The sequence below is a fragment of the Luteibacter sp. 329MFSha genome (assembly GCF_900111665.1).
Taxonomy (GTDB): Bacteria; Pseudomonadota; Gammaproteobacteria; order Xanthomonadales; family Rhodanobacteraceae; genus Luteibacter.
Genome location: NZ_FOJE01000005.1, coordinates 184,972 through 211,041 on the forward strand (window position 1 = coordinate 184,972; position 26,070 = coordinate 211,041).

19 protein-coding genes are annotated in these 26,070 nt (G+C 67.4%); 6 read left to right on the top strand and 13 right to left on the bottom strand.

The features are described 5' to 3' along the window. From BMW54_RS17895 to BMW54_RS17930, 8 genes are all read right to left on the bottom strand, one after another. Nucleotides 1–2,532, bottom strand: a complete 2,532-nt coding sequence (locus BMW54_RS17895; protein ID WP_090058870.1) for a VirB4 family type IV secretion/conjugal transfer ATPase — start codon at nt 2,530–2,532, stop codon at nt 1–3. Next, on the bottom strand, nt 2,529–2,840 hold the full coding sequence (locus BMW54_RS17900; RefSeq protein ID WP_090058873.1) for a conjugal transfer protein TrbD: 312 nt from the start codon (nt 2,838–2,840) through the stop codon (nt 2,529–2,531). The genes BMW54_RS17895 and BMW54_RS17900 overlap by 4 nt, the downstream gene beginning before the upstream one ends. After that, nucleotides 2,840–3,217 carry a TrbC/VirB2 family protein gene (locus tag BMW54_RS17905; RefSeq protein ID WP_090059086.1) on the bottom strand — a complete coding sequence of 126 codons (378 nt, stop codon included), beginning with the start codon at nt 3,215–3,217 and terminating at the stop codon, nt 2,840–2,842. Before BMW54_RS17905 ends, BMW54_RS17900 begins: the two co-directional genes overlap by 1 nt. Before the next feature lie 16 nt (nt 3,218–3,233). Beyond that, complete coding sequence (gene trbB, locus BMW54_RS17910) at nt 3,234–4,202, bottom strand: P-type conjugative transfer ATPase TrbB (RefSeq protein ID WP_090058875.1); 969 nt, start codon at nt 4,200–4,202, stop codon at nt 3,234–3,236. A gap of 98 nt (nt 4,203–4,300) precedes the next feature. Further along, nucleotides 4,301–6,955 carry a fimbria/pilus outer membrane usher protein gene (locus BMW54_RS17915; RefSeq protein ID WP_090058878.1) on the bottom strand — a complete coding sequence of 885 codons (2,655 nt, stop codon included), beginning with the start codon at nt 6,953–6,955 and terminating at the stop codon, nt 4,301–4,303. Next, nucleotides 6,952–7,671 carry a fimbrial biogenesis chaperone gene (locus tag BMW54_RS17920; protein ID WP_090058880.1) on the bottom strand — a complete coding sequence of 240 codons (720 nt, stop codon included), beginning with the start codon at nt 7,669–7,671 and terminating at the stop codon, nt 6,952–6,954. The genes BMW54_RS17915 and BMW54_RS17920 overlap by 4 nt, the downstream gene beginning before the upstream one ends. Nucleotides 7,672–7,740: 69 nt before the next feature. After that, entirely contained in the window at nt 7,741–8,286 is a 546-nt protein-coding gene (locus BMW54_RS17925; RefSeq protein WP_090058883.1) for a fimbrial protein, read from the bottom strand. Nucleotides 8,287–8,568: 282 nt separating this feature from the next. Beyond that, nucleotides 8,569–9,963 carry a sugar porter family MFS transporter gene (locus BMW54_RS17930; RefSeq protein ID WP_304441817.1) on the bottom strand — a complete coding sequence of 465 codons (1,395 nt, stop codon included), beginning with the start codon at nt 9,961–9,963 and terminating at the stop codon, nt 8,569–8,571. Between the two features lie 348 nt (nt 9,964–10,311). Here BMW54_RS17930 and BMW54_RS17935 point away from each other — a divergent pair, with 348 nt between their 5' ends. Further along, nucleotides 10,312–11,055: a GAF domain-containing protein gene (locus BMW54_RS17935; protein ID WP_090058888.1), complete on the top strand. Its 744-nt coding sequence runs from the start codon at nt 10,312–10,314 to the stop codon at nt 11,053–11,055. Nucleotides 11,056–11,058: 3 nt separating this feature from the next. Here the strand turns inward: BMW54_RS17935 and BMW54_RS17940 are convergent, their stop codons facing one another. From BMW54_RS17940 to BMW54_RS17955, 4 genes are all read right to left on the bottom strand, one after another. Next, nucleotides 11,059–11,484 carry a VOC family protein gene (locus BMW54_RS17940; RefSeq protein WP_090058890.1) on the bottom strand — a complete coding sequence of 142 codons (426 nt, stop codon included), beginning with the start codon at nt 11,482–11,484 and terminating at the stop codon, nt 11,059–11,061. A gap of 82 nt (nt 11,485–11,566) precedes the next feature. Beyond that, entirely contained in the window at nt 11,567–12,886 is a 1,320-nt protein-coding gene (locus tag BMW54_RS17945; protein ID WP_090058892.1) for a methyl-accepting chemotaxis protein, read from the bottom strand. 132 nt (nt 12,887–13,018) lie between these two features. Next, the gene (gene pbpC, locus BMW54_RS17950) at nt 13,019–15,385 is read right to left on the bottom strand and encodes a penicillin-binding protein 1C (protein ID WP_090058894.1); all 2,367 of its coding nucleotides are present in this window, start codon (nt 15,383–15,385) and stop codon (nt 13,019–13,021) included. A 48-nt stretch (nt 15,386–15,433) separates the two neighbouring features. Beyond that, complete coding sequence (locus tag BMW54_RS17955; RefSeq protein ID WP_090058897.1) at nt 15,434–21,427, bottom strand: alpha-2-macroglobulin; 5,994 nt, start codon at nt 21,425–21,427, stop codon at nt 15,434–15,436. A gap of 309 nt (nt 21,428–21,736) precedes the next feature. Between BMW54_RS17955 and BMW54_RS17960 the strand changes: the two genes are divergently transcribed. The 5 genes from BMW54_RS17960 (at nt 21,737) to BMW54_RS17980 (ending at nt 25,524) form a co-directional block, all read left to right on the top strand. Then, entirely contained in the window at nt 21,737–22,384 is a 648-nt protein-coding gene (locus BMW54_RS17960; protein ID WP_090058899.1) for a sensor histidine kinase, read from the top strand. A 126-nt stretch (nt 22,385–22,510) separates the two neighbouring features. Then, nucleotides 22,511–22,939 carry a YciI family protein gene (locus BMW54_RS17965; protein ID WP_090058902.1) on the top strand — a complete coding sequence of 143 codons (429 nt, stop codon included), beginning with the start codon at nt 22,511–22,513 and terminating at the stop codon, nt 22,937–22,939. A 24-nt stretch (nt 22,940–22,963) separates the two neighbouring features. Further along, complete coding sequence (locus tag BMW54_RS17970; RefSeq protein ID WP_090058905.1) at nt 22,964–23,434, top strand: VOC family protein; 471 nt, start codon at nt 22,964–22,966, stop codon at nt 23,432–23,434. A gap of 7 nt (nt 23,435–23,441) precedes the next feature. Continuing rightward, the gene (locus BMW54_RS17975; protein WP_090058907.1) at nt 23,442–24,212 is read left to right on the top strand and encodes a YciI family protein; all 771 of its coding nucleotides are present in this window, start codon (nt 23,442–23,444) and stop codon (nt 24,210–24,212) included. Nucleotides 24,213–24,264: 52 nt separating this feature from the next. Continuing rightward, nucleotides 24,265–25,524: an RNA polymerase sigma factor gene (locus BMW54_RS17980; protein ID WP_090059088.1), complete on the top strand. Its 1,260-nt coding sequence runs from the start codon at nt 24,265–24,267 to the stop codon at nt 25,522–25,524. A 37-nt stretch (nt 25,525–25,561) separates the two neighbouring features. Here the strand turns inward: BMW54_RS17980 and BMW54_RS17985 are convergent, their stop codons facing one another. After that, nucleotides 25,562–26,038, bottom strand: coding sequence for a T6SS immunity protein Tdi1 domain-containing protein (locus BMW54_RS17985; RefSeq protein WP_090058910.1), 477 nt, complete (start codon nt 26,036–26,038; stop codon nt 25,562–25,564). Nucleotides 26,039–26,070: the final 32 nt, after the last annotated feature.

A 26,070-nucleotide genomic window follows, 5' to 3' on the forward strand; every position in this document is an offset into this window, starting at 1 on the left:
TCAGACTCCGTAGTCGGCCAGGTTCAGACCCTTCAGTTGCAGCCAGTCGTGTATCCATTCGTCGCCATAGCGCGCCTCGAGCGTGCGGATGGTGGCGATGGATTCCTTGTCGGTGTTGCCGATGAATGCGAGCGCGAGCGGACCCAGCGCCAGATCGTACAAACGCCGGCCCTTGTCGGACATGTAGTAGTAGTGGCGTTTCTGCACGGCCGTGGCGAGGATCTCGATCTGCCTCGCGTTCAGCCCCATGCGCCGGTAAAGCGCGGCCGCGTCGTCGTCGCGGGCGTAGGGGTTGGGCAGGAAGATCTTCGTCGCGGTGGATTCGACGATGACGTCGAGGATCCCGGAATTGGCGGCGTCGGAAAGGCTCTGCGTCGCCATGACCACGAGGCAGTTCGACTTGCGCAACACCTTGAGCCACTCGCGGATCTTCGCGCGGAACACGGGATGCCCCAGCATCAGCCACGCCTCGTCGAGGATGATCGCGGCCGGCTGCCCCATCAGCGACTTCTCGATGCGACGGAACAGGTAGAGCAGCACCGGCAGCACGAACTTGTCGCCGAGGTTCAGCAGGTCCTCGATCTCGAACACCGCGAAATCCGAGAGGCGGAGTCCATCGACCGACGCGTCGAGAAGGTGACCCATGCTGCCGTCGGCCGTATAGACCTTCAGCGCCTCGCGAATCGTCTCGTCCTGGATCATCAGCACGAACTCGGACAGCGTCGTCGCGCCCGACTGGTGCATGGACAACAGTGCGCTCGCGATCTCGTTGCGCTGGGCGGGCGTCGTCTGCACCCCGTTCAGCGCGAGCATCGAGTCGATCCACTCCATGGCCCAGCCGCGGTCACCCTTGCTCTCAAGGAACTGCAGGGGACAGAACGCCAGCGTGTCGTCGTCGCCTGCCACGTCGAAGTGCAGGCCGCCGCACGCCTTGACCAGGGGATACAGCGAACGACCCTTGTCGAAGCAATACAGCGACATGTCCTTGTAGCGGCGGAACTGCGCCGCCAGGAGACCCAGGTGTGTCGATTTGCCCGCACCGGTCGGACCGAACAGGAACGTGTGCCCCAGGTCGTTCACGTGGAGGTTCAGCCGGAACGGCGTGGCGCCCTGCGTCACGCACTGCATTAGCGGTGGCGAGCCCGGTGGGTACATCGGACACGGGGCGACCGCCTGGCCCGTCCAGATCGTCGAGCTCGGGAGAAGGTCGGCGAGGTTCAGCGTGTTGATCTGCGGCCGCCGCACATTCTCCACGCCGTGGCCAGGGAAGCTGCCGAGCAGCGCGTCCATCGTGTTGATGGTTTCGATGCGCGCGGCGAAGCCACGGGCGTTGATCGCCTTTTCGATCTGGCGCACCGAGCGGTCCAGGCGCGACCGGTCGTCGTCGGAGACGACCACGACGCTCGTGTAATACCCCTGCGCGACCAGCCCGCTGTTGATCTCGCCGATCGCCGCCTCGGCGTCGTGCATCATCGACAGCGCGTCGTAGTTCACCGAGCCAGTGTTCGTCTGGAAGATCTGGTCGAAGAAGCCGCGCACCTTCTGCCGCCACTTCTTGCGGAACTTCTCCATCTGCCGCAGCGCTTCGTGGGGATCCATGAAGATGAAGCGGTTCGACCAGCGGTACTCGCTCGGCAGCTCGGCGAGCGACGCGAGGATGCCCGGGTACGACTCCATGGGAAACCCCTCGATCGCCACGACCTGCACGAAGCGGCGACCGATGCGCGGTGCGACGCCCGTCCATATCTCCTGGCCGCCGACGAGCGCATCGATGTACACCGGGTTATCCGGCAGCGCGATGGGGTGATCGAGGCCCGTGACGCAGAACTGCAGCCAGCGCAGGAAGTCGTCGTGCGTCACCGGACGGCCTTCCTCGGTCACCGTGCGCTGACCGCGCAGGCGCTCCATGCGGAAGACGCCGGAAAGGCGGCTTTCGAAACTCCGGCACTCGCGCTGGAAGTCGGCGATCAGGCTGCGCGTGCGTTCCGTGCTGCCGGCGACCTCGGTGTCGTCGTCGAACATCATCTCCACGAACTTCCGCTGCGCGATCTGCGGCGGAAAGTAGGTGAGCGTCACCACGAGGTAGCCCTCGTAGGTCGTGCCGAGGCTGCGGAACAGGCGGCGCCGTTCCTCGTCGATCGCCGCCGAGACGGGATCGGGGAAGAACGACTCCGACGGCTCGCTGTAGCCGCGCGCGGGCTTGCGCACCGCGTCGACGTGCAGCATCCAGCCGTTGCCCAGCCGGGCCAGCGCCTGATTGACGCGCATCGACGCGGTTTCGCGTTGCTCGTCCGTGCTGCTCGCCGCGTCGTCGCCCTGGAACATCCAGGCCGCCATGAACGCACCGTTCTTGCACACGATCACACCGTCGTCCGCGACGGCCGCGTAGTTGAGAAGGTCCGCCACGGCTTGCCCATGCGGTCGACGGAAATCGAGCTTGGGCTCGGCGTCCAGCCGGCGGATGCGCGCGACGAGCAGGGCGACGAGGACGGCGGTAACGACCGCCATCCCCCCGATGATCCAGGCCATCATCGGTACTGCCTCTCCTCCGCCGGGCCGTTCACGCGAAACGGCGTCGAGCGGGGCGGGTAGTACTTCTTGTACAGGCGCTGCCGAAGATACACGTAACGCATCTTCGGGTCGGCCTTGGCCATGAGGCGGAAGGCTTGCAGGGCGGCGAACCAGACGGCCACGCCGAACGTCGCCGCCTTGACCTCTTGTGCCGAGAAGATCAGTGCACCCGCGAGAAGACCGGAAACCATCACCAGCTCGCGATCGCCTCCGAGGAGCAGGTTGTCGCGGTTGCCAGCTCGCCGGATGGGTACGGTTCGAATACCCATCAGACGAGTCCGCCCAGCGGCAGCCCAAGGGCGACAGCGTGCCTCACGTCGCCGGTCCAGCTACCGCCGAGAAGCTCAACCACCTGCGTGGCCTGCACGATGATCGAAATGACGAGAACGATGAAGACGAGCGTACGGAGAAAACCACTAATCTCACCACCGAAGATCAGCATCGCGCCGCATGCCACGATACCGACGAGCGAGATGATGAAAGGCACGGGCCCGGTGAGCGACGTACGCAAGGTCGCCAGGCCGTCCTCGTACGGGAGGTTCGTGGCCTGCGCGAGAGCGACGCCAGGGATAAGGAGTGCGCACAGCAACAAGGCTGCATACGCATATCCGGTGAGGGAGGTCGGGGAGGACGGACGACGATCCATGGGTGGCTCCAGGTACTTATAGGTGACGCAGCACATAACGCCCATCCTCGTAGCCGTCGACGGCGACGATTTCCTGGACGCGACGGCCGCTGGGGGTGCGCGAGATATGGACGAGCAGGTGAACGGCTTCGCCGATCAGGGGCTCGATGGGCCGCGGCGCATCGCGGTGCATGCTGATGAGCATCGCCAGCCGGGAAAGGCCGGCGCGTGCGTCGTTGGCGTGGAGGGTGGCGGCACCGCCCTCGTGGCCGGTGTTCCAGGCCATGAGCAGGTCGAGCGCTTCGGGGCCACGCACCTCGCCGACGAGAATGCGGTCGGGCCGCATGCGCAGAGATGTGCGCAGCAGCTGCGTCATGCCGATGTCGAACGACGTGCGGTACTGCACGAAGTTCTCGGCCATGCACCGGATCTCGCCGGTGTCCTCGATGATGAAGACCCGTTCCTTCGCGTCCATCTCGACCATCTCGCGAATGAGCGCGTTGATGAGTGTCGTCTTGCCGGAGCCGGTGCCGCCGATGACGAGGATGTTCCGATGGCGACGGATGGCGTCGACGAGCACGTCGCGCTGCCGCGCCGTCATCGTGTCGCTGGCGACGTAGTCGGCGAGGCTGAAGATCGCGACGGCCTTCTTGCGCAGGGCGAACGTCGGGCCGGACACGATGGGAGGCAGTTGCGCGGCGAAGCGGGATCCGTCGAGCGGAAACTCGGATTCGAGCACCGGGTGGGAGCGCGTGATCTCTTTCCCGTAGTAGCCCGCCGTCGTCTTGATGATGGCCTCCGACTGGCTCGGCCGCATGCTGCCGATGCAGCGCATGCCTTCGCCGAGCCGCTCCTGCCAGAGGCGGCTGTCGGCGTTCAGCATGATCTCGACCGTGCGCGGGTCGTTGAACGCGGTCATGAAGGCGTCGCCTAGATCGCGCAGGAGTTTCTCCCGCGCGCGCTCCCTCACGACGGCGGTCGGGCCGCCGGTTTGTCCCTGGTCCATTCGTACTGGTTTCTGGCAGGCGCCGCTCGACCCTCACTGGTCGACGTCGGTGCGCTTGTTCAACGGGCGTCTCCGCGTCCCGTGCTGTCGTTTCCTGGTCAGGCCGCCTTCTTCATGGCAAGGCCGGGGCCGGAGTCCACGCATGCCGCCTTGATGGACCGATGCATGCCCTTCGTCTCGAGCCCCTCGAGTTCCGTCGGCACGAGGATGCGGCAGCTTCCGCCCTCGCTTTCGCCGTCGCCCCAACTCACGGTGAGCTGCCTGCCCGCAAGCGCACCGCGCGCGAATATCCTGCTTGCCTGTCCCACCACCCCGACTGGCTGGCCGGCGTCGTCGTAGACGGACGCGCCGAACGGCAGCGGTCCGCCGTCGGGCCGTGTCGCGAGGATGAGCAACGAGTCGGCCACCGTGGCGTTGTATTCCAGCCGGACGAACGCGCCGGCGCGGGGAGCGACCGACTCGCTCGTGCTCTCCAGTTCGACGTCGTGCGATGCCCCGATCGGGTCGATCGACAGGGTATTGAGCTGGTAAGGCATCAGGCTGCGCACCACGGCGTTGCCGTAGCGGTCGATCCTGGCGCCGGCATGGCTCTCGATGCGCGCACCCGCGGCGCCCGGTGCGTGGATGATCGCGTTCGTTTCCCCGAGCTCCTGGGCGAGCGTGATGCCGTCGCGATGGGCGACCACCGCACCGGTGGCGGACAGCGAGTATTGCGTCGACCCGCCGCTGCTCCGGCTCGCGCCGGCCCGATAGGTACCGGCGAATCCGCGGTAGCCGACGCTCGCGCTACCGGAATGACTCGTCGGACGGCGGCGGGACTCGCTCCGGCTCGCGGCGAGCGTGTAGGACACGTCGTCGTGATCGCCCGCACGGCCGTTGAGCGTGGCCTGCGTCGACGCATCGCCGTCGTTTCCGCGATTGTGCGTGACGCCGAAGTTCGGCGCGGACACCGCGGTGCCCAGTGGCACCGAAAGAGAAAGGTATACCGTGGTGTCGGTGCCCGGCCGGCGTCCGCCCCGGCGGTCGTCGCGGCCGAAGAGGTCTCCGATGCGCGATCTCTGGACCGAAACGTTGTAGTTGATCGAGCGCCAGCTGTTGCCATAAGCCAGCGTGTAGTTCACGCCACGCGAGCGCCCTCCCCAGTAGTCGACCAGCGAGCCGGCAAGCGACAGCCGTCCGGTACCGATCGTCTGGCCGATGTTGGCGTCGAATCGGCTTCGCTCTCCGCCGACGCCTGTCGTGTCGTAGCCTTGACGGAGGAGGCTCCGCACGCGCGCGGCATCGGCGACGCCGAGGTAATCGCGTGTCGAGAAGCGCTGCGCCGCGACGCCGAAGTTGGTACCCGTGCTGGCGATGCTGCGCGTGTAGCGCAGCCGCGTGCTGGCACCCCGACGGACACCTTCGCGACGGAATGCCGCGCGCGAGCCCGTGACATCGAGCGCGAACGCGCCGATCGGCGTGTTGACGGCGGCGCCGAGAAGGCCCGACCAGTAGCTGTTCGACGCGGTCGTACCTGCATACACGGTCGTCGTGTTCGTCAGACCATACTGGAACGTTCCCTGTGCGATGAACGGCGTCTCGCTGACGCTCGTCTCGTCGACCTGCCCTGCCCACACACCGAACCGCGATCCGCCCTCGCGAAGCATTTGCGGCACCGAGGTATACGGCACGAGGATGGTCTTCGTACGACCATCCGCCTCGGTGATGGTCACCTCCAGGTCGCTGCCGAACCCGGTGGGATAGAGGTCATCGATCTCGAACGCGCCCGGCGCCACGCTGGTGCTGTGGATGATGTAGCCGTTCTGCCGGATCGTGACCTGCGCGTTGCTCTCGGCCACGCCACGAATGACGGGTGCATAGCCGCGCTGCGACGCCGGCAGCATGCGCGGATCGCTGACGAGGCTCACGCCCCGTATGCGCACACTGTCGAGGATGTCGCCACTGGTGTACGACTCGCCGACGGTGAGCTGCGCCCGTGCCGCCGTGAGATCGTGCTGGGCGTACATCTGCGTGTTCTGCCATTGACTCCTTCCCGACTGGATGCTCAGCGAACCCAGTTGACGGAGGCGCCAGCCGCCGAGATTCGCGCCCGCCTGGATACCGACGTAGGTCCTCGTCGAGCGCTGGCCATCCCTGCGTACCTGGAACGTATTGGCGTTGTAGTTGAGCAGGGCGACGTTTTCACCCTGCTCCCAGAATTCGGGATCGACGTAGCCTCGCGCCTGCGAGCGCATGAAGGCCTGCGGAATGGTGATGCGAAGCACCTGCTCCGACTCGTCGAAGTCGACCGTGGCACCCGGAATGTGGCTTCCGAGGTTGCCGCAGATGGCGGCGTCGCCCAGCGGGCGGGTGGCCGGAGCGTCTTCGGTGGCGGCGCGCAGCTTCTCGGTGTCGAGGCCGAAGCCGACGAGCATGTTCCGGTCGAAGCAGGGTTGCGCGCTCTCACTGTTCGCCACGTGGCGGAACGCGATCGACCGCGAGCCCGGCAGCGGCTGACCGTTGACATGCACCGTCGGCCGATACGTTCCCGCCAGCGTGACGTTACCGCGCTCGAAGCGGGACAGGTCCACCGCGCCGCCCGATGAATGCAGGAAGCTGCTGTTGAAGGTCGCCTGCGGGGCCGCGGGTTCCGGCGCTGGGTCGGGCGACACGGGATCGATGGCAGCCGCGTCGGCTGCCGCCGGCCCGAGCAGCGCGAGCGCGAGCGCCAGCGGCCGCCGCGTGAATCGGGTGGTTCGTCGGACGTGGATCATGGCGCACCGACGCGTTTGCTGCCGTCGACGAAGCCGCCGAAGTCGTTGATGTATTTGTAGTCGATGCGAAGCTCGTCACCCGACGGCATCGCATCGTGCGGCTTCACCGTCACTGTGGCGCCGGGCGCGACGGAGAACGGCTCGATCACAGCCTTCGCGCCACCGGCGACGACCGCGACATCGTTGAAGGTGACATGGAAGGCCGACGGGTTCGTCACGGAGAGGCCCTCGCCGTCGCGGGTCCATCGCAATGTCGCGGGGGCGGCTTCGGGCGATCCCTTGAGGTTCGCCGGCCGGAAGAAGAGCTTGAGGCGGTAGCGGATCGCCAGCTGCATCGTGTTCCGGTTGGCGCTGTCGGTCGGCTTCGGCGGCACCTCGAGGATGTTGATCCAGAACTGCGACTCACGGTCGCCCGGCAGGTCGGAACCGGTGTAGGCCAGGCGGAGCGTCTGTGATTTGCCGGCCTCGAGCCGCGCGATCGGCGGCGTGAGGTTGAACGGCACGTCGACGGATTCCGGCGTCGACTTCGCGTCGCCGTCGTCGATCCACGCCTGCGTGAGGGCCGGAAGTTTTCCGACGTTGGAGACCTTGACCGTGATCTCGCGGGCATCGGACGGATACACGTAGCGCGTACCGTTCATGACGACGCTGGCGTGCGTCGTTCCGAGGAGGCACATGGCGCCTGCCGCGATGACTTTGCGGATGATTCCCTGCATGTTCGTGGCGTTCCTTCAGATCTCGACTGTTCGATCGCCGGCCGGTGGCCGGCGATCGATTTCCTTCGCTTAGCTCTCGTAGCGGACCGTGTAGACCACCGAGCTGTTCGCGCCGCCCGCGACCACCGTGCCGGTCGACTCGTAGCCGGCGCCGTAGACCAGGATGGCCTGGTGGTTGACGACCGTCTCCTTCACACCGTTGTTCTGGTTGTTGCCGAGGATGTCGATCGGATCGTTGTTCTTGTCGAACAGGCGAATACGCACGCCACTGGCGCCGCCGGTGACGGTCAGGCCGCCGCCCGTATCAACGGTCGCGCCGTTTTCGAACGTCGCCCATACCTTCGTGTCGTTCGCGCAGGCCATCTCACCGTCCTTGCCGATGTAGATGCGGAAGCCGATCCTGCCCGAGACATCGCCCACGTTGGCGAAATCGCCGGCGCTGACCGCGCCGATGTCCACGGTGAAGTCCGGGCCACCATTCTCGGTACCGCCGTTGACCGAGCAGGTCACGTTGGAGATCGAGCCGGTGAAGCTGATCGTGCCGGTCGATGCGAAGGCAGACGGAGCTGCCAGGCCCGCGAGAAGCAGGGCGGAAGTCATAACTTTGAGGTTCATCCAATTAACCTTTCATACGTTCATGTGTGAACAACACCGCCTCCCGGCGATGTCGGCTTTGGGGAGACACGGGGTCTTCCCCGCGCATCACGCCAGCCAGGCTCGACGAACGCGAGCGCCAAAAAAGTTTGTCGGATTTGGCCTACGCGCCATATAGAAGTTTTCGGAAAATTTTGACTTTCTTCCGAAACGGCGACGGGGCCTGCACTTTTGAAGTGAGGCCCCGTTTCTCAGGACGCGGAAATGATTTTCTGGTAGCGACGTGATATCGCAGGTGGGCGACTACTGTCCGATGCGACGCAACGGCTTGCCGCTCATCAGGTTCCGCTCGATCTGCTCCAGCGTCACGTTCTTCGTTTCGGGCACGAGCCAGAACGTGATGGCGATGAAGACCGCGTTGAGCGCGGCGTACAGCCAGAACGTCGGTGCGTTACCGATGCCGCTGAGCAGCGTGAGGAACGTGGCACCGACGATCATGTTGGTGACCCAGTTGGTGAACGTCGAGACGGCGATGCCGAAGTCGCGCCCCTTCAACGGCTGCACCTCGGAGCACAACGTCCAGATCAGCGGACCGGCCGACATCGCGAAGCCGACGATGAAGAGCAGCAACATGCCCACGGTGAAGAACTGCTCGCCACGCGACGAAATGCCGAGACCCATCATGGTGCCGACCACGCCCAGGCCGACCGCCATGATGGCGAACCCCGCGTACAGGATCGGCTTGCGACCGAGGCGATCCACGAAGGCGAAGGCGATGAGGGTCGCCAGCACGTTGGTGAGGCCGACCGCGGCCGTGAACCACATCTGCGCGTGGGTGTCGTAGCCCATGTCCTTGAAGATGCGCGGCGCGTAATACATCACCACGTTCATGCCGGTGAATTGCTGCATCGCCTGGAGCAGGACGCCAAGGCCGACGGAGCGGCGGAAATTCCGGTTCTCGCGGAACATGCTCCAGCCGTGCTGCGGGGTCTTCAGTTGCTCGTCGATGTCCGCCATCTCCTTTTCCACCACGGCCGCGTCGCCGCGGAGCTTCGCGAGCACCACCTTCGCGTCGTCGCGCCGTCCGCGCATCATCAGCCAGCGCGGGCTGTCGGGAAGGAAGAACAGCCCGAGCAGGAACAGCACGCCCGGCGCCGCGATCACGCCCAGCATCCAGCGCCAGCTGCCGCTGGCGCTGAAGGCGGTGTCGGACAGAAAGGCGAGCAGGATGCCGGTGGTGATCATGAGCTGGTACGTCGAGATCATGGCCCCGCGGATCTTCTCGGGAGCCACCTCGGCGAGGTAGAGCGGCGCGGTGAAGGTCGCCACGCCAATGGCGAGGCCGAGGACGAAGCGCGCGACGATCAGGATCGAAGCGGACGGTGCGAAGGCGCAGAACAGCGAGCCCACGATGAATAGAAGGCCGGCGAGGATCAGCGATCGCTTGCGCCCGAGGACGGCCGACATCCAGCCGGCGCCGAGCGCACCGACGGCGGCGCCTGCCATCATCGAACTGACGATCCACTCGATCATCCGGTCGGATACCCGGAAGTCGGACTGGATGAACTGCGTGGCGCCCGAGATGACGCCGATGTCGAGTCCGAACATGAGGCCGGCGAGCGCGGCGAGGATACAGGTGGTAACGATGGCGGCCCTGGGATGGGCGGTTGCGGCTTTCTGCGTGACGACGGCGTCCACAGGCGGGTCCTTGTCTCGATGCGATCCCTTCATTGGATGCCCCGGCATGTATCCGGCCCGTGTGAGAGGTGTCGGCATGCGGTGATCCCGTGGCGGAGGAATCGGGGCCCGAGGTTTAAGCGTTTTCGGCAAGCTATCGAGGATTGGCGTCCGCTCGCGTGCATCCTCGGGAACGACGGTTAACGGGTGATCCGAGCCCGCAGGCCATTCAGGCGCGGTCTGTCGCCGCCCGGTACGCGCGCGGTCGTCGAGTGCCCCGAGGCGCAGGTCTCGCCAAGCCGGCGGGACGTCGCGCTGTGTTAGCGTCCGTCTGTTTACTTCCACGGAAACCGTTCGAACGTGCCCGCCATGCCTACCCCATCCGACGACCACGATCCTGCCCTGACGACCCGCGAGGCGGCCGAGCTGCTTGGCATCTCCGTGAGCACGGCGCAGAAATGGATCGAGGGCGGCGCGGTGGAATCGTGGAAGACGCCGGGTGGGCATCGGCGGATGCGGCGAACGGCCGTGTTGCGCCTGCTCGAGGAACGCACGGCGTTGGCGCGCCCGGCGGCGGCCGTCGCGGAAGAGCTGCTCCCGCTCCAGGACCCCACGTACCCGGTGCCGGCGGACGAAACGCCGAGGCTGCGTGCGGTAGGCCGGACAGGCCTGCTGGATACCGAGCCCGATCCGGCGTTCGATCGCCTCACCCGCCTCGCTGCGATCATGGCCGGCACGTCGGCATCCGTCGTGTCGGTGCTGACCGCGCGCCGGCAGTGGTACAAATCGCGCCACGGCGTCGAGGCGACCGAGACGCCGCGCGACCTCGCGTTCTGCAACCACGTGCTGCTTGCCGACGACATGGTCATGGTCGAGGATGCACGCGGCGACGCCCGGTTCCGCGACAACCCGCTGGTGCGGGGCGAGCCCCACATCCGTTTCTACGCGGGGTGTCCCCTCCACTCCCCCGATGGGTTCGTCATCGGCACGCTGTGCGTGTTCGACACGGCGCCCCGGCGGCTCGACGCGATCCAGCAGGAGTGCCTGCGCGCGCTCGCGGAGATCGGCGAGGACGCCATTCGTCTGCACATGGCCGAGAGCGGCCGGCGCTGAAGGCTACGTGGTGGCTGGCGCCCACGGGTCGTAGCTGCCGAAGTACCAGAGGTAGCCCTCCGGATCGCGGGCCGAGTAGCCAGCGCCGCCGTAATCCTTTTCCTCGTAGTCGTCGACGATCTCGGCACCGGCCGCCTTCGCGGCGTCGTAGTGCGCGCGGACGTCGGCCACGGTGACACAGGCGCACTGCGTCTGGCGGCCACCGACGTCACGGGGCTGGACCATGTGACGGCTGAAGGGGGTGTCGTCGCGAACGGAGCCGAGCATGATCATGCCGTCGCCGTAGGTCAGCTGCGCGTGGTCGATCAGGCCGGGGTGCGCACTGCTCTCGTAGACGACCTGGCGTTGGAAACCGAACGCCGTACACAGGAAATCGATGGCGGCGGGGGCGTCGGCATAGCGCAGACAGGGAATGACGGTGCTGCTCATGAGGGTCTCCTTGGCGGTGTGCCGACGGTAACCCGGCCCGTGCCGGGGAACCATTGCCCCGTCAGCCAATCCGAAAGCAGGCTCAGGCGAGCTCCGCCACGGCGCGGCGCACGGTGTCGATGCCGCCGGCCTGCTGGTTCGTGGCCTGCGCCACATCGGAGACGCGCTCCAACAGCGTGCCCACCGACGTGAGGATGTCGCGCATGGCGACACCGGCTTCGCCGCTGCGCTCGCTCCCTTCGCGCACGCGGTCGAGCGTGCCCTCGATCAGGGCGCGAATCTCGCGGGCGGACTCGGCGCTCCGCTGGGACAGGACGCGGACCTCCTGCGCGACGACCGCGAACCCCTTGCCGTGCGAGCCGGAACGCGCGGCTTCGATCGCCGCGTTGAGCGCCAGGATGTTCGTCTGGAACGCGATGGAGTCGATCATCGACACGATCTCGGCGATGTCACGCGCGCCGTCCTGGATGGCGGACATGGTGGAGATGACCGCCTCGACCATCGCGCCGCCGTCCGCCGCCGACCGACTCGCCTCGTTCGCCAGCGCGTTGGTGGCGCGCGCCTGCGCGGCGATCGCCGGCACCGTGTCGGCAAGCTCCGCGAGCGACGCGTGGAGCGTGCGTGTCGCGCGCGTCTGCGCCGTCACGTCTGTGGCGTACTTGACGACCTTGAAGGGGCGTCCCGCCATGTCGAGGATCGGGTTGTAGCTTCCCTGGATCCAGACTTCGCGGCCCCTGCGGTCGACGCGGCGGTAGAGGCCGGCGTCGTACTCGCCGCGGCCGAGCTTCTCCCAGAAGGCGAGATACGCCGCGCTCGTGCGATCGGCGCCGTCGACGAACATGCGGTGGTGCTGCCCGACGACCTCGTCGCGCGCGTAGCCCATGGTGGCCAGGAAGTTGTCGTTCGCATCCAGGATGATCCCGTCCAGCGAGAAGCTGATGACGGCCTGCGCCTTGTCGATCGCGGCCAGCCGCCCTTCCATGTCCGCGCTGCGCAGGCGCTGCTCCGTCACGTCGGTCGCGAACTTCACGACACGAAGCGGACGACCCGCTCGGTCGAGTACGGGGTTATAGCTCGCCTGGATCCAGACTTCCCTGCCATCGGCACCGAGGCGGCGATAGAGACCGACATCCGGCTCGCCCGCCGCCAGCCGTTGCCAGAAAGCCGCATATTCCGGCGCCGCGGCCTCCTCCGGCGCGACGAACATGCGATGGTGACGGCCGACGATCTCCGCGCGCTCGTAGCCCAGCGCGGCGAGGAAGTTGTCGTTCGCGTCGAGGATGGTCCCGTCGAGCGCGAACTCGATCACGGCCTGCGTCCGGTTCAGGGCGTCCATTTTCCCGCGCACGCCGGCAGACCGTCCAAGCAGCGCGCGGAGTCGTGCGATGGGGTCGAAGGCCATGGTGTCGTGCTCCTTGGATATGCCTGGAGATCGCTTATCGTCCCACGTGAAGACTAACTTGACGCTGCCGAAGCGTCTTTGCCGAATTCGCGCAGCGGCTTAGCGACGACTTACGCCTGTCGTCGATTCGGCCTAGTCGGCCTGTCCGATCACCAGCGGTCTTGCGTCGGTGCGGCCCTGATCGTCGACGACGCGAACCAGGAATCGCCCGGTGCGTTCGGGCGCCCACATCAGCCCCTGGCCGTTGGGGACACTGCCCAGATAGGTATCGTCGACGAACCAGTAGATGCGTTGGGCGGCGGCGTCCACCGTCGCGGTGAACGCGATGCGCTCGCTGCCGAGGCGGGATGCGCGGATCTGGTAGCTGCTGCCGCGGATGGGCGAGGTGATCTTCGGCGACTCGCCGGCGAGCTGGCCACCGCCCTGGCAGTCGGGAAGCGGGGGCGGCGTGCGCCGCGGCATGCCGGCCTGCGCGAACACCCGCGCCAGGTCGGACGGCCAGTACTCGTAGACCTCGGTGCGCGTGTGATGCGGATCGTACGGTGGGCACGCGGGCTTGCCGGTCGTCGTGTCGACCACCACGGGACGGTGCACGTTGCTGACCCGTATGGGCGACTTGCCGGGAATGAACCACGTGCTGCCGAGCTGCGGACACCAGGCGTTGGGCAAGTCGCCACTGGCGAGGCAGATGGGCACGCGACGCAGGTTGGGCGGATTGCGACGGATCGGCTCCGCCAGCCCGGGCCGTTCCGCCCGCAGGGCGTCGGCGATACGGAAGAACAAGGGTGCCGCGGCGTCGACGCCGACGAAGGCCGGGTTGCCCGCACCGTCGAAGTTGCCGATCCACACGACGAGGACGTATGGCCCGAAGCTGCCTGCCGTCCACGCGTCGCGGAAGCTCCAGGAGGTTCCCGTCTTCCAGTACACGGGGACCCGCGATGGCTGCGCCGCGACGACATCGTCGGGCCGCGGATTCTGGCGCAGCATGTCCATCACCATGAAGCTCGCCTCCTCGCTAAGGACGCGCGTGCCGCCCGCCTTCGGCGTCGAGGCGAGAAGACGCAGCGGGCGGAGCTCGCCCCGATTCGCCAGCATGGCGTAGAGGCCGGCCAGCTCCTGCATCGTGACTTCGCCGCCGCCGAGCACCAGGGCGAGCCCGTAATGCTGCTCACTCGCCATGCGCGAGATGCCGGCGTCGCGAAGGAAATCGTAGAGCGATGGGTGAGCCAGCCGCGCGGCGACCTGTACGGCGGGAATGTTGCGGCTGCGCACGAGCGCCTGCGTCGCCGTGACGGGGCCGAGGAAATGGCCGTCGAAGTTCTCCGGCGTATACGGACCGAACGCGCTCGGCACGTCGCGTAGCACCGTCTCGGGATGGAGGATGCCCTGATCGAACCCCAACGCGTAGATGAAGGGTTTCAGCGTCGAGCCGGGCGAGCGTTTCGCCAGCGTGCCGTTCACCTGGCCCTGGATCGCCGCATCGAAATAGTCCGCGGAACCCACCATGGCCTTCACGCCCATGTCGCGCGTGTCCACGAGGATCGCCGCCGCGTTGCGGATACCGCGATCGCCCGCGCGTTCGACGTACTGCCGAACCTGTCGTTCGAGGCTGCGCTGGAGCCCGAGGTCGAGCGTCGTGACGACCCGCATGTCGTCGTCGCCGTCGAGGCGGCGCGCGGCAAGCACCTGCTCGACGAAGTGCGGCGCTTCGAACGGCAGGCGCGAGAGCGGACGAAGCCTCAACGGCAGCGCGAACAGCGGTGCCGCGGATGCGTCCTCGGGATGCCGCGACGTCCAGCGCGCGAACAGCCGGTCGCGCGCGGCCTTCAGCGCCCTGTCGATGACGGCGTCGCCGTTCGCGTCGCCGGGCAGGCCGCGCGCCGGCTCCTGGGGAATCACCGCGAGGGTCAGCGCCTCCGGCAGGCTGAGCCGCGACGGCGCCTTGCCGAAGTAGGCGAGGCTCGCCGCGCCGACACCTTCGACGTTACGGCCATAGGGCGCGGCGTTGAGATAGGCCTCGAGGATGTCGTGCTTCGAATAGCGCAGTTCGAGACCGATCGCGCGCAGCGCCTGCGTGAACTTGCCGGCGGGGCTCCGCGTGTCGAGTCGCCACATCAGCCGTGCGAGCTGCATCGTGATGGTGGAACCGCCCTGCGGCGATGCGCGCCGAACGTACGTCATCCACGCGCCGCGCGCGATGCCCCACGCGCTGACGCCCGGATGCCAGCGGAACCATCGATCCTCGTGCAGCAGGACGGCGTCGACCATCGCCGGCGAGATGTCCTCCAGCGGCACCCACAGCCGGTAACGCTGGTCGCTCGCGAGGGTGAGGCGCAGCAGGTGCCCGTTCGCGTCGTAGACCGCCGTCGAGGACGGAAACGACGCGCGCAGCGGCTCGTGTGGCCACAGGCGAAAGGCAAGGGGCACGGCGGCGAAGAGCAACAACGCCACGAGGGCGTTGTGCCATTTGACGCGACGGAGGCGCGAGAGGAGCTTCATGAGTCTGGCGATGAACGGTGCCCGGGGGCGGGAGCGGCCCGCCCCTCGCTACGGCTTTCTCTCCACCGCGATCGTACCGCCGCCCGCTGCCCGCGCCTGCACGCCGCGGTCGTAGAGCGATTCGGCGAAAACCGGCGGAATGACGAAGCGACCCGCATTGGTGGCCTTGATGCGATAGATGAACTCCTGGACGTCGCGACTCGCATAGCCATAGACCACCACGCGATCCTCGCGCACGTCGGCATACTCCGGCGTCCACGTGGACTCCGGCGTGCCGATGGGCGAACGCCATGCCGGTGTCTCGTCGCCCTCGCCTTCGTCCTCGCCTTCCGCACCCTCGTCTCCGGACGCCTCGCTGTCTTCCTCCGCGGCGCTCGCCTGCGGCTGCGCCGGAGGACTCGTATCGAGCACGGGTTCGAAGCCGCCCGGCAGCAGATCGACGATGGCGACATCGGGGATACCTCCGTCGCGCGTCGAGCGGATGCGGAGATGGACGTCGATCTCGTCGCCCGTGTTCACCGTGTCGATCGCCTTGCCTTTCGCGTCCGTGTAGCTGCGCGTGATCTCGATGCCGTCCTTGCGCGTCTCGGTCGAGGGCTTGCGATCGAAGCCTGCCTGCGAGACGGCATACCAGGCCTGAGCGTCGGCATCGTCGACCATCCGCAGGCGCTGGGTGCCGGCGGTCCAGCGGCCATCGACGATGGCTCCCTTCGGCGTGCCGATCGGCGTGACCTTGCCGTCCGCCGCCACCGCGCCGATCGAGAGTTTCGCGACGTCGCCGCCGGCTTCCTTCGCCCAGGCATCGAGCGCGAGGATGATCATGCCGGAGGACAACGTGTTGTACCGACCCTTGCCGAGCGGACGCACGAGGTTCTCGATCGTCTCCGGCGGCAGCGCCTTCGCCTGCTCGCTGAAGTGCTTCGAGAGCAGGTAGAGGACCGTGGCGTCGCGAATCGGCGCGTCGTAGTAAGACTCGTAAGCGTAAGGCTCGTCGGCCGGCTTGCGGCCGAGTAGCTTGCGTGGGCCAGACATCAGGTCTGCGGCAAGCCTGTCCTGATGCAGCAACTGGTACGACGCCGCCAGCCAGGCCGCCGCGAGATCGTCCTTCCACGCTTTCGCGTGGACTTCCTGCAGGCGGCGTTGCACGGACGCCAGGTCGTTGGTGGTGACATTGCCCTGCCGCGTCAGCAGGTAGATCGCGTAGGCGCGCTGCCGCATCGCGGGCAGCGAGTCGTCGGTGTCGTCGACGGCGATCTGGCGAAGAGCATTATCCGCCGAGGCGAGCAGGTCGTGCGGCACGGCCACTCCCCGGTCGCCGGCTTCCACCAGGTAATGCACCGCGTAGTCGGTGGCGAAGGCATGGGTATCCGGCGTGGCCGTCCACAGGCCGAAGCCACCCTGCCCGTTCTGGCGAGCGCGCAGCGTGTCGAAGAGCGCGGCGACGGGGTCGGCGGGGGGCGTGTCGCCGTCGGACATGCGCGCCGGTTTCACGTCACCGAACTCCGGCCGCTGTCCCAGGACGAGTGCGGGCATCGCGGCGCTGACGACCTGCTCCGTGCAGTAATGCGGGAAGTCGACGAGGTAGGCGGCGAGCCCGCGTGCGAGCACGAGCGGCACGGTGGAGAACGCGGCGTCACGCCGTGCGTACTCGTCATGCATGTCGCGCAATCCCGTGACATCCGCGCGTCCGTGGGCGTCGACGCGACCGAAGGCCAGGTCGGTGCGCATCGGCGACGCCGGCCGGACCGAGAGGTCGACGCCCTGCTTCGCGGATTTGCCGCCGTATCCCGCGGTGAACGTCAGGTTGCCCGAGCCGAGGCGATCGGTGGCGCGCACGCGGAAGATCGCGACGCCTTCGCGCATCTCGCCCAAGCCGAGGGTCGCCGACGCGTTGCCGACGATCTGCAGCTGCGGGCCCACCTTCAGGTTCACGGCGACCGGAACCTCCTTTCCGCCAAGGCCGGTGAGATTGTTGGCGACGCCGACGCTGATCTCGGCCTCGTCGCCAGGCGCGAGGGTGGTGGGCACGTTCGGCGAGAGCACGAAATCGCCGCGCACGGTGGTCGCGCCCTCGAACGTACCGATGCGTTCGGAGGACACGCTGATCGCCATGACGCGCAGCTTGCCGTTGAAGTAGTCGGGCACCTTGTAGGTCAGGTCACGCGATCCGTCGACATCGACGATGCCCGACCAGTAAGCCACCGGCTTGTCGCGCTTACGGCGGAAGGGATTGAGCTGCCGGCCGATCGCGCCGTCCGCGTCGCCGCCCGGCGCCGCCATCGCCATCAGCTTCTGGAAGTCGGGAATGATGAGGTCGAGGATCTGCGAGGTCGAGACCTCGAGCATGCGCTTGCGGAAGAAGTACTGCAGCGGATCGCCGAGCTTGTAGCGCGCGACCTGCAGGATGCCCTCGTCCACCGCGAACACCACGGCGCGCGTCGGCACGGGCGACGTGACGTGGAACGTGACGGTGTCCCCGGGCTTCACCAGCGACGGCGACTCCACCGCGATCGCGTCGCGCCGGGCATCCATGTTGACCGAGAACGGCACGACGCCGAAGGACAGCGGGCTCATGAAGATCTCGTCGGACGACGGATCGCGCACGTACTGCACGTTGATGTACCCGTTGCCCTCGAAGTCGGCCGGCACGGCGATGTGCTGCACGGAGCTCGTCGAATCGGCGTGGAACCAAGCGTGCGCGTACACGCGATCCCGTTCGATCGTGATCAGGCCGCTGCCGGCGTAGGGTGCGCGAATCGCGATATCGACGGTTTCGCCCTGGGCGTAGTCCTTCTTCGAAAGCGTGAGCTGGAGCTCGGCGTTGCGTTCGAGCGAACGGGACACGTTGCCCTCGCCCGCCACCGACCACGCGACGCGATTCACTTCCTTGCCATCGGCGTTCTTCACCACCAGCGCGAAGTTGCCCGGCTTGTCGGTCGGCAGCGGCACGTCGACGCCGGCCGCGGGAATCGACAGCGGCGTCTCGGTGATCGTGGTCTCGCGCGCCTTCGACTCGTACTTGAACACGCCGGAATCCTGCTTCGTCAGCACGGACACGTAGCGCGTCTCGACGATCGCCTGCTTCAGGCCGGCGAGCGCCATCCGCTTCGCCGACGGATCGATGGCGACGAGGGTCACGCTGCGCTTCGCGTCGCGGCTGACGTAGTCGAGGTTGTCGGTCGACTTGTAGCCGACGAGCCAGTCGTTGGACGACACCATGCCCTGCGTCGCTGCCGCGACGCTGCGACCGCCTTCGGCCTCGTAGGCCTTGGCGAGGAAGTAGAGCTGGTACGTCGCATCCGCGTAGCGCGAAAGATCCAGCGCGAACTCGGCGTGGCCCTTGTCGTCGGTCTTCGCGTCCGCGAGCTTCTCCTCGAAGCCTTCCTTCGCGCGGCGGATGTCGTAGAAGTGGTAATCCTTGTAGCTGGGGAACGAGGGGAAGGCAGGGCGCAGTGTCAGGGAGCCTTCCACCCGGCGATCGGCCGCCGGCGTGCCGAAGAGGTTCTGCACGTCCACCATGGCCTTCAGCTGCGCTGGCTTCACCCAGCCTTCCGGCACGGCGGAGGAAAGCTTCGCCGACACCTTCATGCGATCCGGCTGGAACTCCTTCACCTGCACCGTCGTGCTGCCGATCTGCGAGTACGGCTTGCCGTCCTTGGCGATGTACAGGTTCACGGTCCAGTTGCCCGTCGGCGAAGTCTCCGACGTGGCGTGCTCCAGCTCGGCGAATCCGGCACCGTCCATCGAGACGGTCTGCTGGCGCACCGTGGTGCCGCGGGGGTCGACGATCTCCGCGATGAGCGGCATGCCGGCGACGCTTCGCGTCCAGCTGTTCGCGCGGACGATCATGCCGATGTGGAACAGATCGCCCGGCCGGTAGATGCCTCGATCGGAGAACAGGTAGCCGGACAACTGGCCCTGGCTGTGCGCGTTGGGCTCACCGCCGATGTCGAAGCGCGAGAAGTCGAGCGAGCGATCGTACGAGCTCACGGGCAGGAACGAGAGGTCCTCGCCCTGGCGCACCACGTACATCGCAGGGGCCTTCTCCTGCGTGAAGCCCTTGAGATTGGCGAAATGCGCGCGGCCGTCGCCGCCGGTCGTCTGCGTGAGGAGCGTGCTGCCGTTCTTCGCGATCACGGCGACGGAGGCGCCGGCGACCGGCGAACCGCTCCGGATCGACTGCACGAAGATGTCCTGGCTGCCGTCGAGCGACTTCTTCGCGATCACGCCGAGGTCGGTGATGACGACCAGACGCTCGTCGCGGGGCCAGTCGTAGGGCGTGAAGTCGATATCGTCGTCGCTGCGGGCGGCCTCGGCCGCCGCGGCATCCGGATCGGCGCCAGCCTCTCGCGCGGCCGCTTCGCGGGCCGCCTTTTCCTTTCGCTCGCGCGCTTCGCGCTCGGCCTTCGGGTCGTAGCCCGACAGCTTCAGGAGGAACACGCCACGCTTGCCGGTTGCGAGGTACTGGCCCAGGTCGAAGCCTTCGTAATGCGCCTTGCCCGGGCCTTCGTCGGGGAACGCGACCTTCTTCACGAAGCGGTCGACGATGTGGTCGGGCGTGAAGCCGTACATCTCGGGTTTCGCGTAGCTCCCCGAGTTGAGCGATACCAGGTGCTGCAACTGGTCCGGCAGCACGCGGCCGACCTCGATGCGCATGCCCGGCAGGTTGCGCGACACCACCGAGATGTGACGGTCGCCATTGAGCGAGAGCAACGATCCGTCGGCCATGAAGCGTAGGAGGCGCGGGTAGTCGGGCACGGTGAGCAGGTCGCTGCGCGACCGCGGCATGACGTAACCGCCGAAGGACGTCATCCCTTTGTCGACGCGCACGTAGATCCGCTGCCCCGGCTGCGCGTGGTAGCGGAAACTCTGGGTTTCCGACCAATCGTTCTCCGTCGGCACGACTTCCGGCTTGAGCGCGGTGAAGCCGCGCAGATCGGCCTCGCCGATCGACGACATGGCGTAGTGCTTGTCGTCGTCGAGAGGAAGGGCCCAGACGTGGAGCTTCTTCGCCAGTTCGGCGTCGCTCACCGGGCCGCCGAACTGCATCACGACCACCTGTTCGGGTTCGAAGCGCTCGTTGTCGACCAGCGTCGCCGAGACGTCGTCGATCTTCAGGCTGTACAGGCCGGGCACGCGCACGGCGGTCTCGAGCGTTTTTTCGGTGCCTTCGCCGCCGCGGCTGCTGACCACGCCGTCCTCGAGCTTCAGCGCCACGGAACCGTCGTCACGCGGAAGCTGCAGGGGCTGCGAGTGGACGAACGCGTTGAGGCGGTGTTCGTCGTATGTCACGGTGTACTTGAGCGCGTCGCCCCGCTTTTCGTTGCCGTTGCGCAGTTCGAGGGCGATCCGCTTCTCGAGTTGCGCCGCGTCCACCGGGTAATTGAAGCCGAGGTGGACGATCGTCTTCTTGCGCGTCGGGTCCTGCGGGTCCTGGTAGAACTCGCCGTTGACCACCCTCGCCGTGAACGGCGCCGTGTCGAACGTGAAGTGATCGTCCGCGACCAACGCCTGCGGCGCGAAGACCTTCGTCCTGTCGAAGCGCACGTCGATCTTGCGCCCCACCGGCCAGTCCGTCGCCGGCGTGAAGCGAAGCACGCGGTCGTTGTCCCAGGTCCACTGGCCCTGGAGCTTCGGCTCCATCGCGATGCCGTCGGTGACCGGCTTGCCGAGCGCCTCGAGACGCGCGGCGGACGCGGAGAACGTGACCACCAGCGGGTGGATGTCCGCCGGGACGCGGTCGTAGTCGGTCACCACCGGCGCCGGGGCCTCGAACGTGATGCGGTCGGGCTCCACCGGCCGGGGGCGGTTCTGCCACCAGTGCCAGCCGAACCAGCCGGCGGCGGCCAGCGCCAGCACCGCCGCGATACTGCCGGCGAACTTCAGCGGATGCGTCCGGGCGACGCGGCCCGTCGCCGGCACCCAGGCGGGCGCGGACCAGGCCATGTCGCCGAAGACCGGCCGGAGCACCCACCCGAGGAAACGGAACAGGGCCCGCACGAGGCGGAGGGGGAGAAGGGCGAGGAAACGAAGCAGATCCATGTGTTCCGGTCCGAAGCGTGAGTGACGGCGCCGCCGCCGTGCCGCGGATACGTCGCGGCCAACCCGCCGCGCATGCGCGGCGAGCCAGCCAGTCGATTCGTATCCCCAGAGTCATCCTGCGCGTGGCATCGGCCGCCACGACGACCGGATTCTGGCACATCGGAGGCAGCCCCATCGATCGTCCGTCCCCTGGGAATGCAATGGAAGAATTCTGAAAATCGTGTCGGATTATTCGCAGCGTGACCTGGCTCACGACGGGTGCGTAACGTCATGTAACGCGCTGATTTATTCGTTTATTGTGGCGTCACGATGAGAAACGACGCGACCAGTTCCCTCGACGACCTCGCCGCGTGGCGCGACATGGCGTGCGCCCAGCGGCTGGTCATCGACGATCTCAACCACCGCATGAAGAACATGCTGACGGTGGTACAGGCGATCGCCATGCAGAGCTTCCGTGACGACCGTCCGCTCGATTGCTCCATGGCGGCGTTCGGGACCCGACTGCGAGCCCTCGCTCGCGCGAACGACCTGCTCCTCGCGCCCGCATCGGCCCTCAGGGCACTGGACGAGGTCGTCGCCGATGCCGTCGCCCCGCACGATCCGGGCCACTCACGCGTCACCTTCTCGGGACCGCCGCTGGCCGTGGACCCCGGGACGGCCGTCTCCGTGACCATGGCCGTCCACGAGCTGCTCACCAACGCGACGAAGTACGGCGCCCTCTCGACGGCGAAGGGCACGGTCGAGCTCACCTGGTCGTTCGATCCCGCTCGCGAGCGCGGCGAGGCCCGCCTGGAATGGAAGGAGCGCGGAGGTCCGGCGGTCGTTCGCCCCGCACGGCGCGGCTTCGGCACGTGCTTCATCGAGAAGGTGTCGGGTCGGGCCTCCGGCGAGCCCGCGGTGCGCTTCGAGGCCGACGGCGTCAGGGCCGTTTTCGACGCGCCCGCCGTCCGCGCCTGACCCATCGCCACCGCCGGGCGACGAGCGTTGAAAAAATGTCGGTCGCCCTTGTCGATTCGGGCGCGTCACAATCGACGTCTCCATGTACGCCGGGAATCGTCCTGGCGCCAGACCGGGAGACTACCGATGAGATTCATGGTGATGGTCCGCGCGACGAAGGCATCCGAGGCCGGCGAGATGCCGAGCGAGGCCTTGCTGACGGCCATGGGCAATTTCAACGAGGAGCTCGTCCGCGCCGGAGTGCTCCTCGCCGGCGAAGGCCTGCACCCCAGCCGGGAAGGCGCCCGCATCCGCTACGCCGGCGACCGCCGCGACGTCCTCGACGGTCCGTTCGCCGAGACGCGCGAGCTCATCGCCGGCTTCTGGCTCATCCAGGTACGTTCGCTCGACGAAGCCATCGAATGGATGAAACGCGCACCCAACCCGTTCGAGCACGGCGAATCCGAGATCGAAATCCGCCGGGTCTTCGAAGCCGAGGACTTCGGTCCCGAATTCACCGCCGAGGCGCGCGCACAGGAAGATCGCCTGCGCGCCGAATTGGCATCCAAAGCCTGATCCACCGACACAAGGAAAACCGTCATGACCGTTCAGCCTTATCTGTTCTTCCCCGGTACGTGCGAAGAGGCATTCGATTTCTACGCCAGGGCGCTCGGCGGCAAGATCGTCGAGAAGCACCACTACAGCGAGATGCCCGAGCCCGATGGGGCGCAGGCCGAGAACCATGGAGGACCGTCGGCCGACGCCATGCGCGTGGCGCGGGACAGGAATTACGTCATGCACGCCAGTCTCTCGGTCGACGGGCACCTGATCATGGGCTCCGACGCCGTGCGCGAGGCCCATGAACCGCCGCTCAGGTTCGAAGGCTTCAAGATCACCCTCGGCTTCGACGACGTCGAGGACGCACGCAAGGCCTTCGACGCGCTCTCGCCCGGCGGCACGATCGAGATGCCGTTCGGACCGACGTTCTGGTCCACCGGCTTCGGCATGTTCACCGACCGCTTCGACATCCCCTGGATGATCAACGGCCCCGATCCGAAGCCGGAAGCCTGAGGCGATCATGCGATTCCTGATCCTGCGCAAGGCGGATGACGAGACCGAGGCGGGTGCGCGGCCCACGCGCGAGCTGATCGAGGCGATGGGCGACTACGTCGACACCCTCGCGGCGGAAGGCCGTTTCCTGGCCGGCGAAGGGCTGAAGCCCAGCGGCGAGGGCGTGCGCGTGACGTTCGGCCCGGGCCGCGAACCGATCGTCGTCGACGGGCCGTTCGCCGGGACGCGCGAGCTGATCGCGGGCTTCAGCATCATCGACGCCGCGTCCATCGACGAAGCCGTCGAGTGGGTGAAAGGCTGGCCGGTCGAGGATGCCGGAGGCGACGCGCGGATCGATATCCGTCCGATCGGCTGCCCCGGTGGCCTCTCGGGTTTCGGCGACCCGAGCGAAGGGGATTCGTCACGCCCGCGCTTCATGGTGATGCTCAAGGCCAACGAGCGTAGCGAGACGGACTTCGACCCGGGCCCGGAGATCCTCGGGCGCATGGCCGAGGCGAACCGCGCGGGCCAGGACGCCGGCCACCTGATCGCGGGACAGGGCCTGTCGTCGAGCCGGCACGCGAAGCGCGTCGCCTTCAGCGGCGGCAAGGCGACCGTGCTCGACGGCCCGTTCGCCGAGATCAAGGAGATGGTCGCCGGCTTCTGGGTACTCCGCGTCGACACCCTCGACGATGTGCTCGCGTGGATCGCGACCTATCCGTTCCCCGATGGCGACGACGCGCGGCTCGAGATCCGCGAGCTGTACCGGATGGAAGAACTGATGCCCGCCGCGCCCTGATTGCGGCAACGCGGCTTGCCACGCATGACGGCCGATGCTGTCATGCGTGGCCATGACGACGCACGACACCCATCGCGCCATCGACGCGATCTGGAAGATCGAGTCGCCGCGGATCATCGCGACCATCGCGCGGATGGTGCGCGACGTCGGCCTGGCGGAGGAACTCGCCCAGGATGCCCTCGTCGCCGCGCTGGAACAGTGGCCGGGTCAGGGCGTGCCGAGGAACCCCGGCGCCTGGCTGACGCAAACGGCGAAGCGGCGGGCCGTCGACCGCATCCGGCGCGAACGGATGGCGGGCCGCAAGCTGGAAGCGCTCGGCCAGGACATGGAAGGGCTCCTCGAGTCTGAGGACGAGCGACTGATCGACCGGCTCGACGACGACATCGGCGACGACATGCTGCGACTGATCTTCACCGCGTGCCACCCGGTGCTGTCCGTCGAAGCGCAGGTGGCGCTGACGCTGCGCCTGCTCGGCGGCCTCTCGACCGACGAGATCGCGCGCGCCTTCCTGCTGCCGGAGCCCACGATCGCGCAGCGCATCGTGCGGGCGAAGCGCAGCCTCGCCGCCCCCGGCATCGGCTACGAGGTGCCGCGCGGCGCGCAACTCGGCGAACGGCTCGCGGCCGTGCTGCGTGTCCTCTACCTCATCTTCAACGAAGGCTACGCGGCGACGGCGGGTGGCGACTGGATGCGCCCGGCCCTGTGCGAGGAGGCGCAGCGCCTCGGCCGCGTCCTGGCCGAACTCGTCCCCGACGAGCCCGAGGTGCATGGCCTCGTCGCGCTGATGGAGTTGCAGGCCTCGCGCATGGGCGCCCGCGTGGATGCGCATGGCGAGCCGATCCTGTTGCTGGAGCAGGACCGCCGTCGCTGGGACCGGCTGCTCATCGGCCGCGGCGAGAAGGCTCTCGCGCGCGCCACGCGGCTGGGCGGCGAGCGCGGCCCCTACGCCCTGCAAGCCGCGATCGCGGCGTGCCATGCCCGCGCCACGAGGGCCGAGGACACGGACTGGTCGCGTATCGCGAACCTCTACGCCGAACTCGTCGTCGTGCTGCCGTCGCCCGTCGTCGAACTCAACCGCGCCATGGCGGTGTCGATGGCCGAGGGTCCCGCGGCGGCGCTTCCGCTCGTGGAGGCGCTCGTCGACGAGCCGGCCCTGCGCGACTACCACCTCCTGCCGAGCGTCCTCGGCGACCTGTTCTTCCGCCTCGGCCGGCTCGACAAGGCGCGCGACGCGTTCCGCCGCGCCGCCGCCATGACCCGCAACGAGCGCGAACGTCGACTCCTCGAAGCGCGCGTGGAAGCGTGCGGGTAACCACCGGAAGCGGCGGGACGACTGGTTCGCCTGAGCGTCAGTGCGTGATGTCGATGTCGACGTTCGTGCCGTCGGGCACGTCCTGAAGCTGCTGCAGGATCGAGCCGGTCAGTTCGAAGTGTTCCTTCGCCGACACGGGATTCAGGTTCTCGACCGAGTACTCGCCTTCCGCGAACACCGGCAGGGTGACGTACGTGTAGCACTCGCCTTCCGCGCGCGTCTTGCCCGCCTCGATCAACGCCTCGATCAGCGTCGGCAACAGCCAGTCGTCCGCGATGTCCTCGCGCAGCAGCTGGTTGAATCCCGGCACGCTTTCCGCGACGCGTTCGAGCTCCGCCGTTCCCGTGTTGAGCCAGTAGATGCCGCCCTCGTCCGCCTCGTAGAACATGTCGCCGAGCGCCGTGAAGAGCAGTGGCGTGAAGGCGTCGCCGATGCGCCAGCGCCACGATTCGGCGAGCGCGTCGATCGCTTCCTTGTCGGGCGTGCAGGTGAGGTCGTTCCAGGAAAGGGCCATGGGGGCGGCGTCGTCGCGAGGGGAAGCGCCAG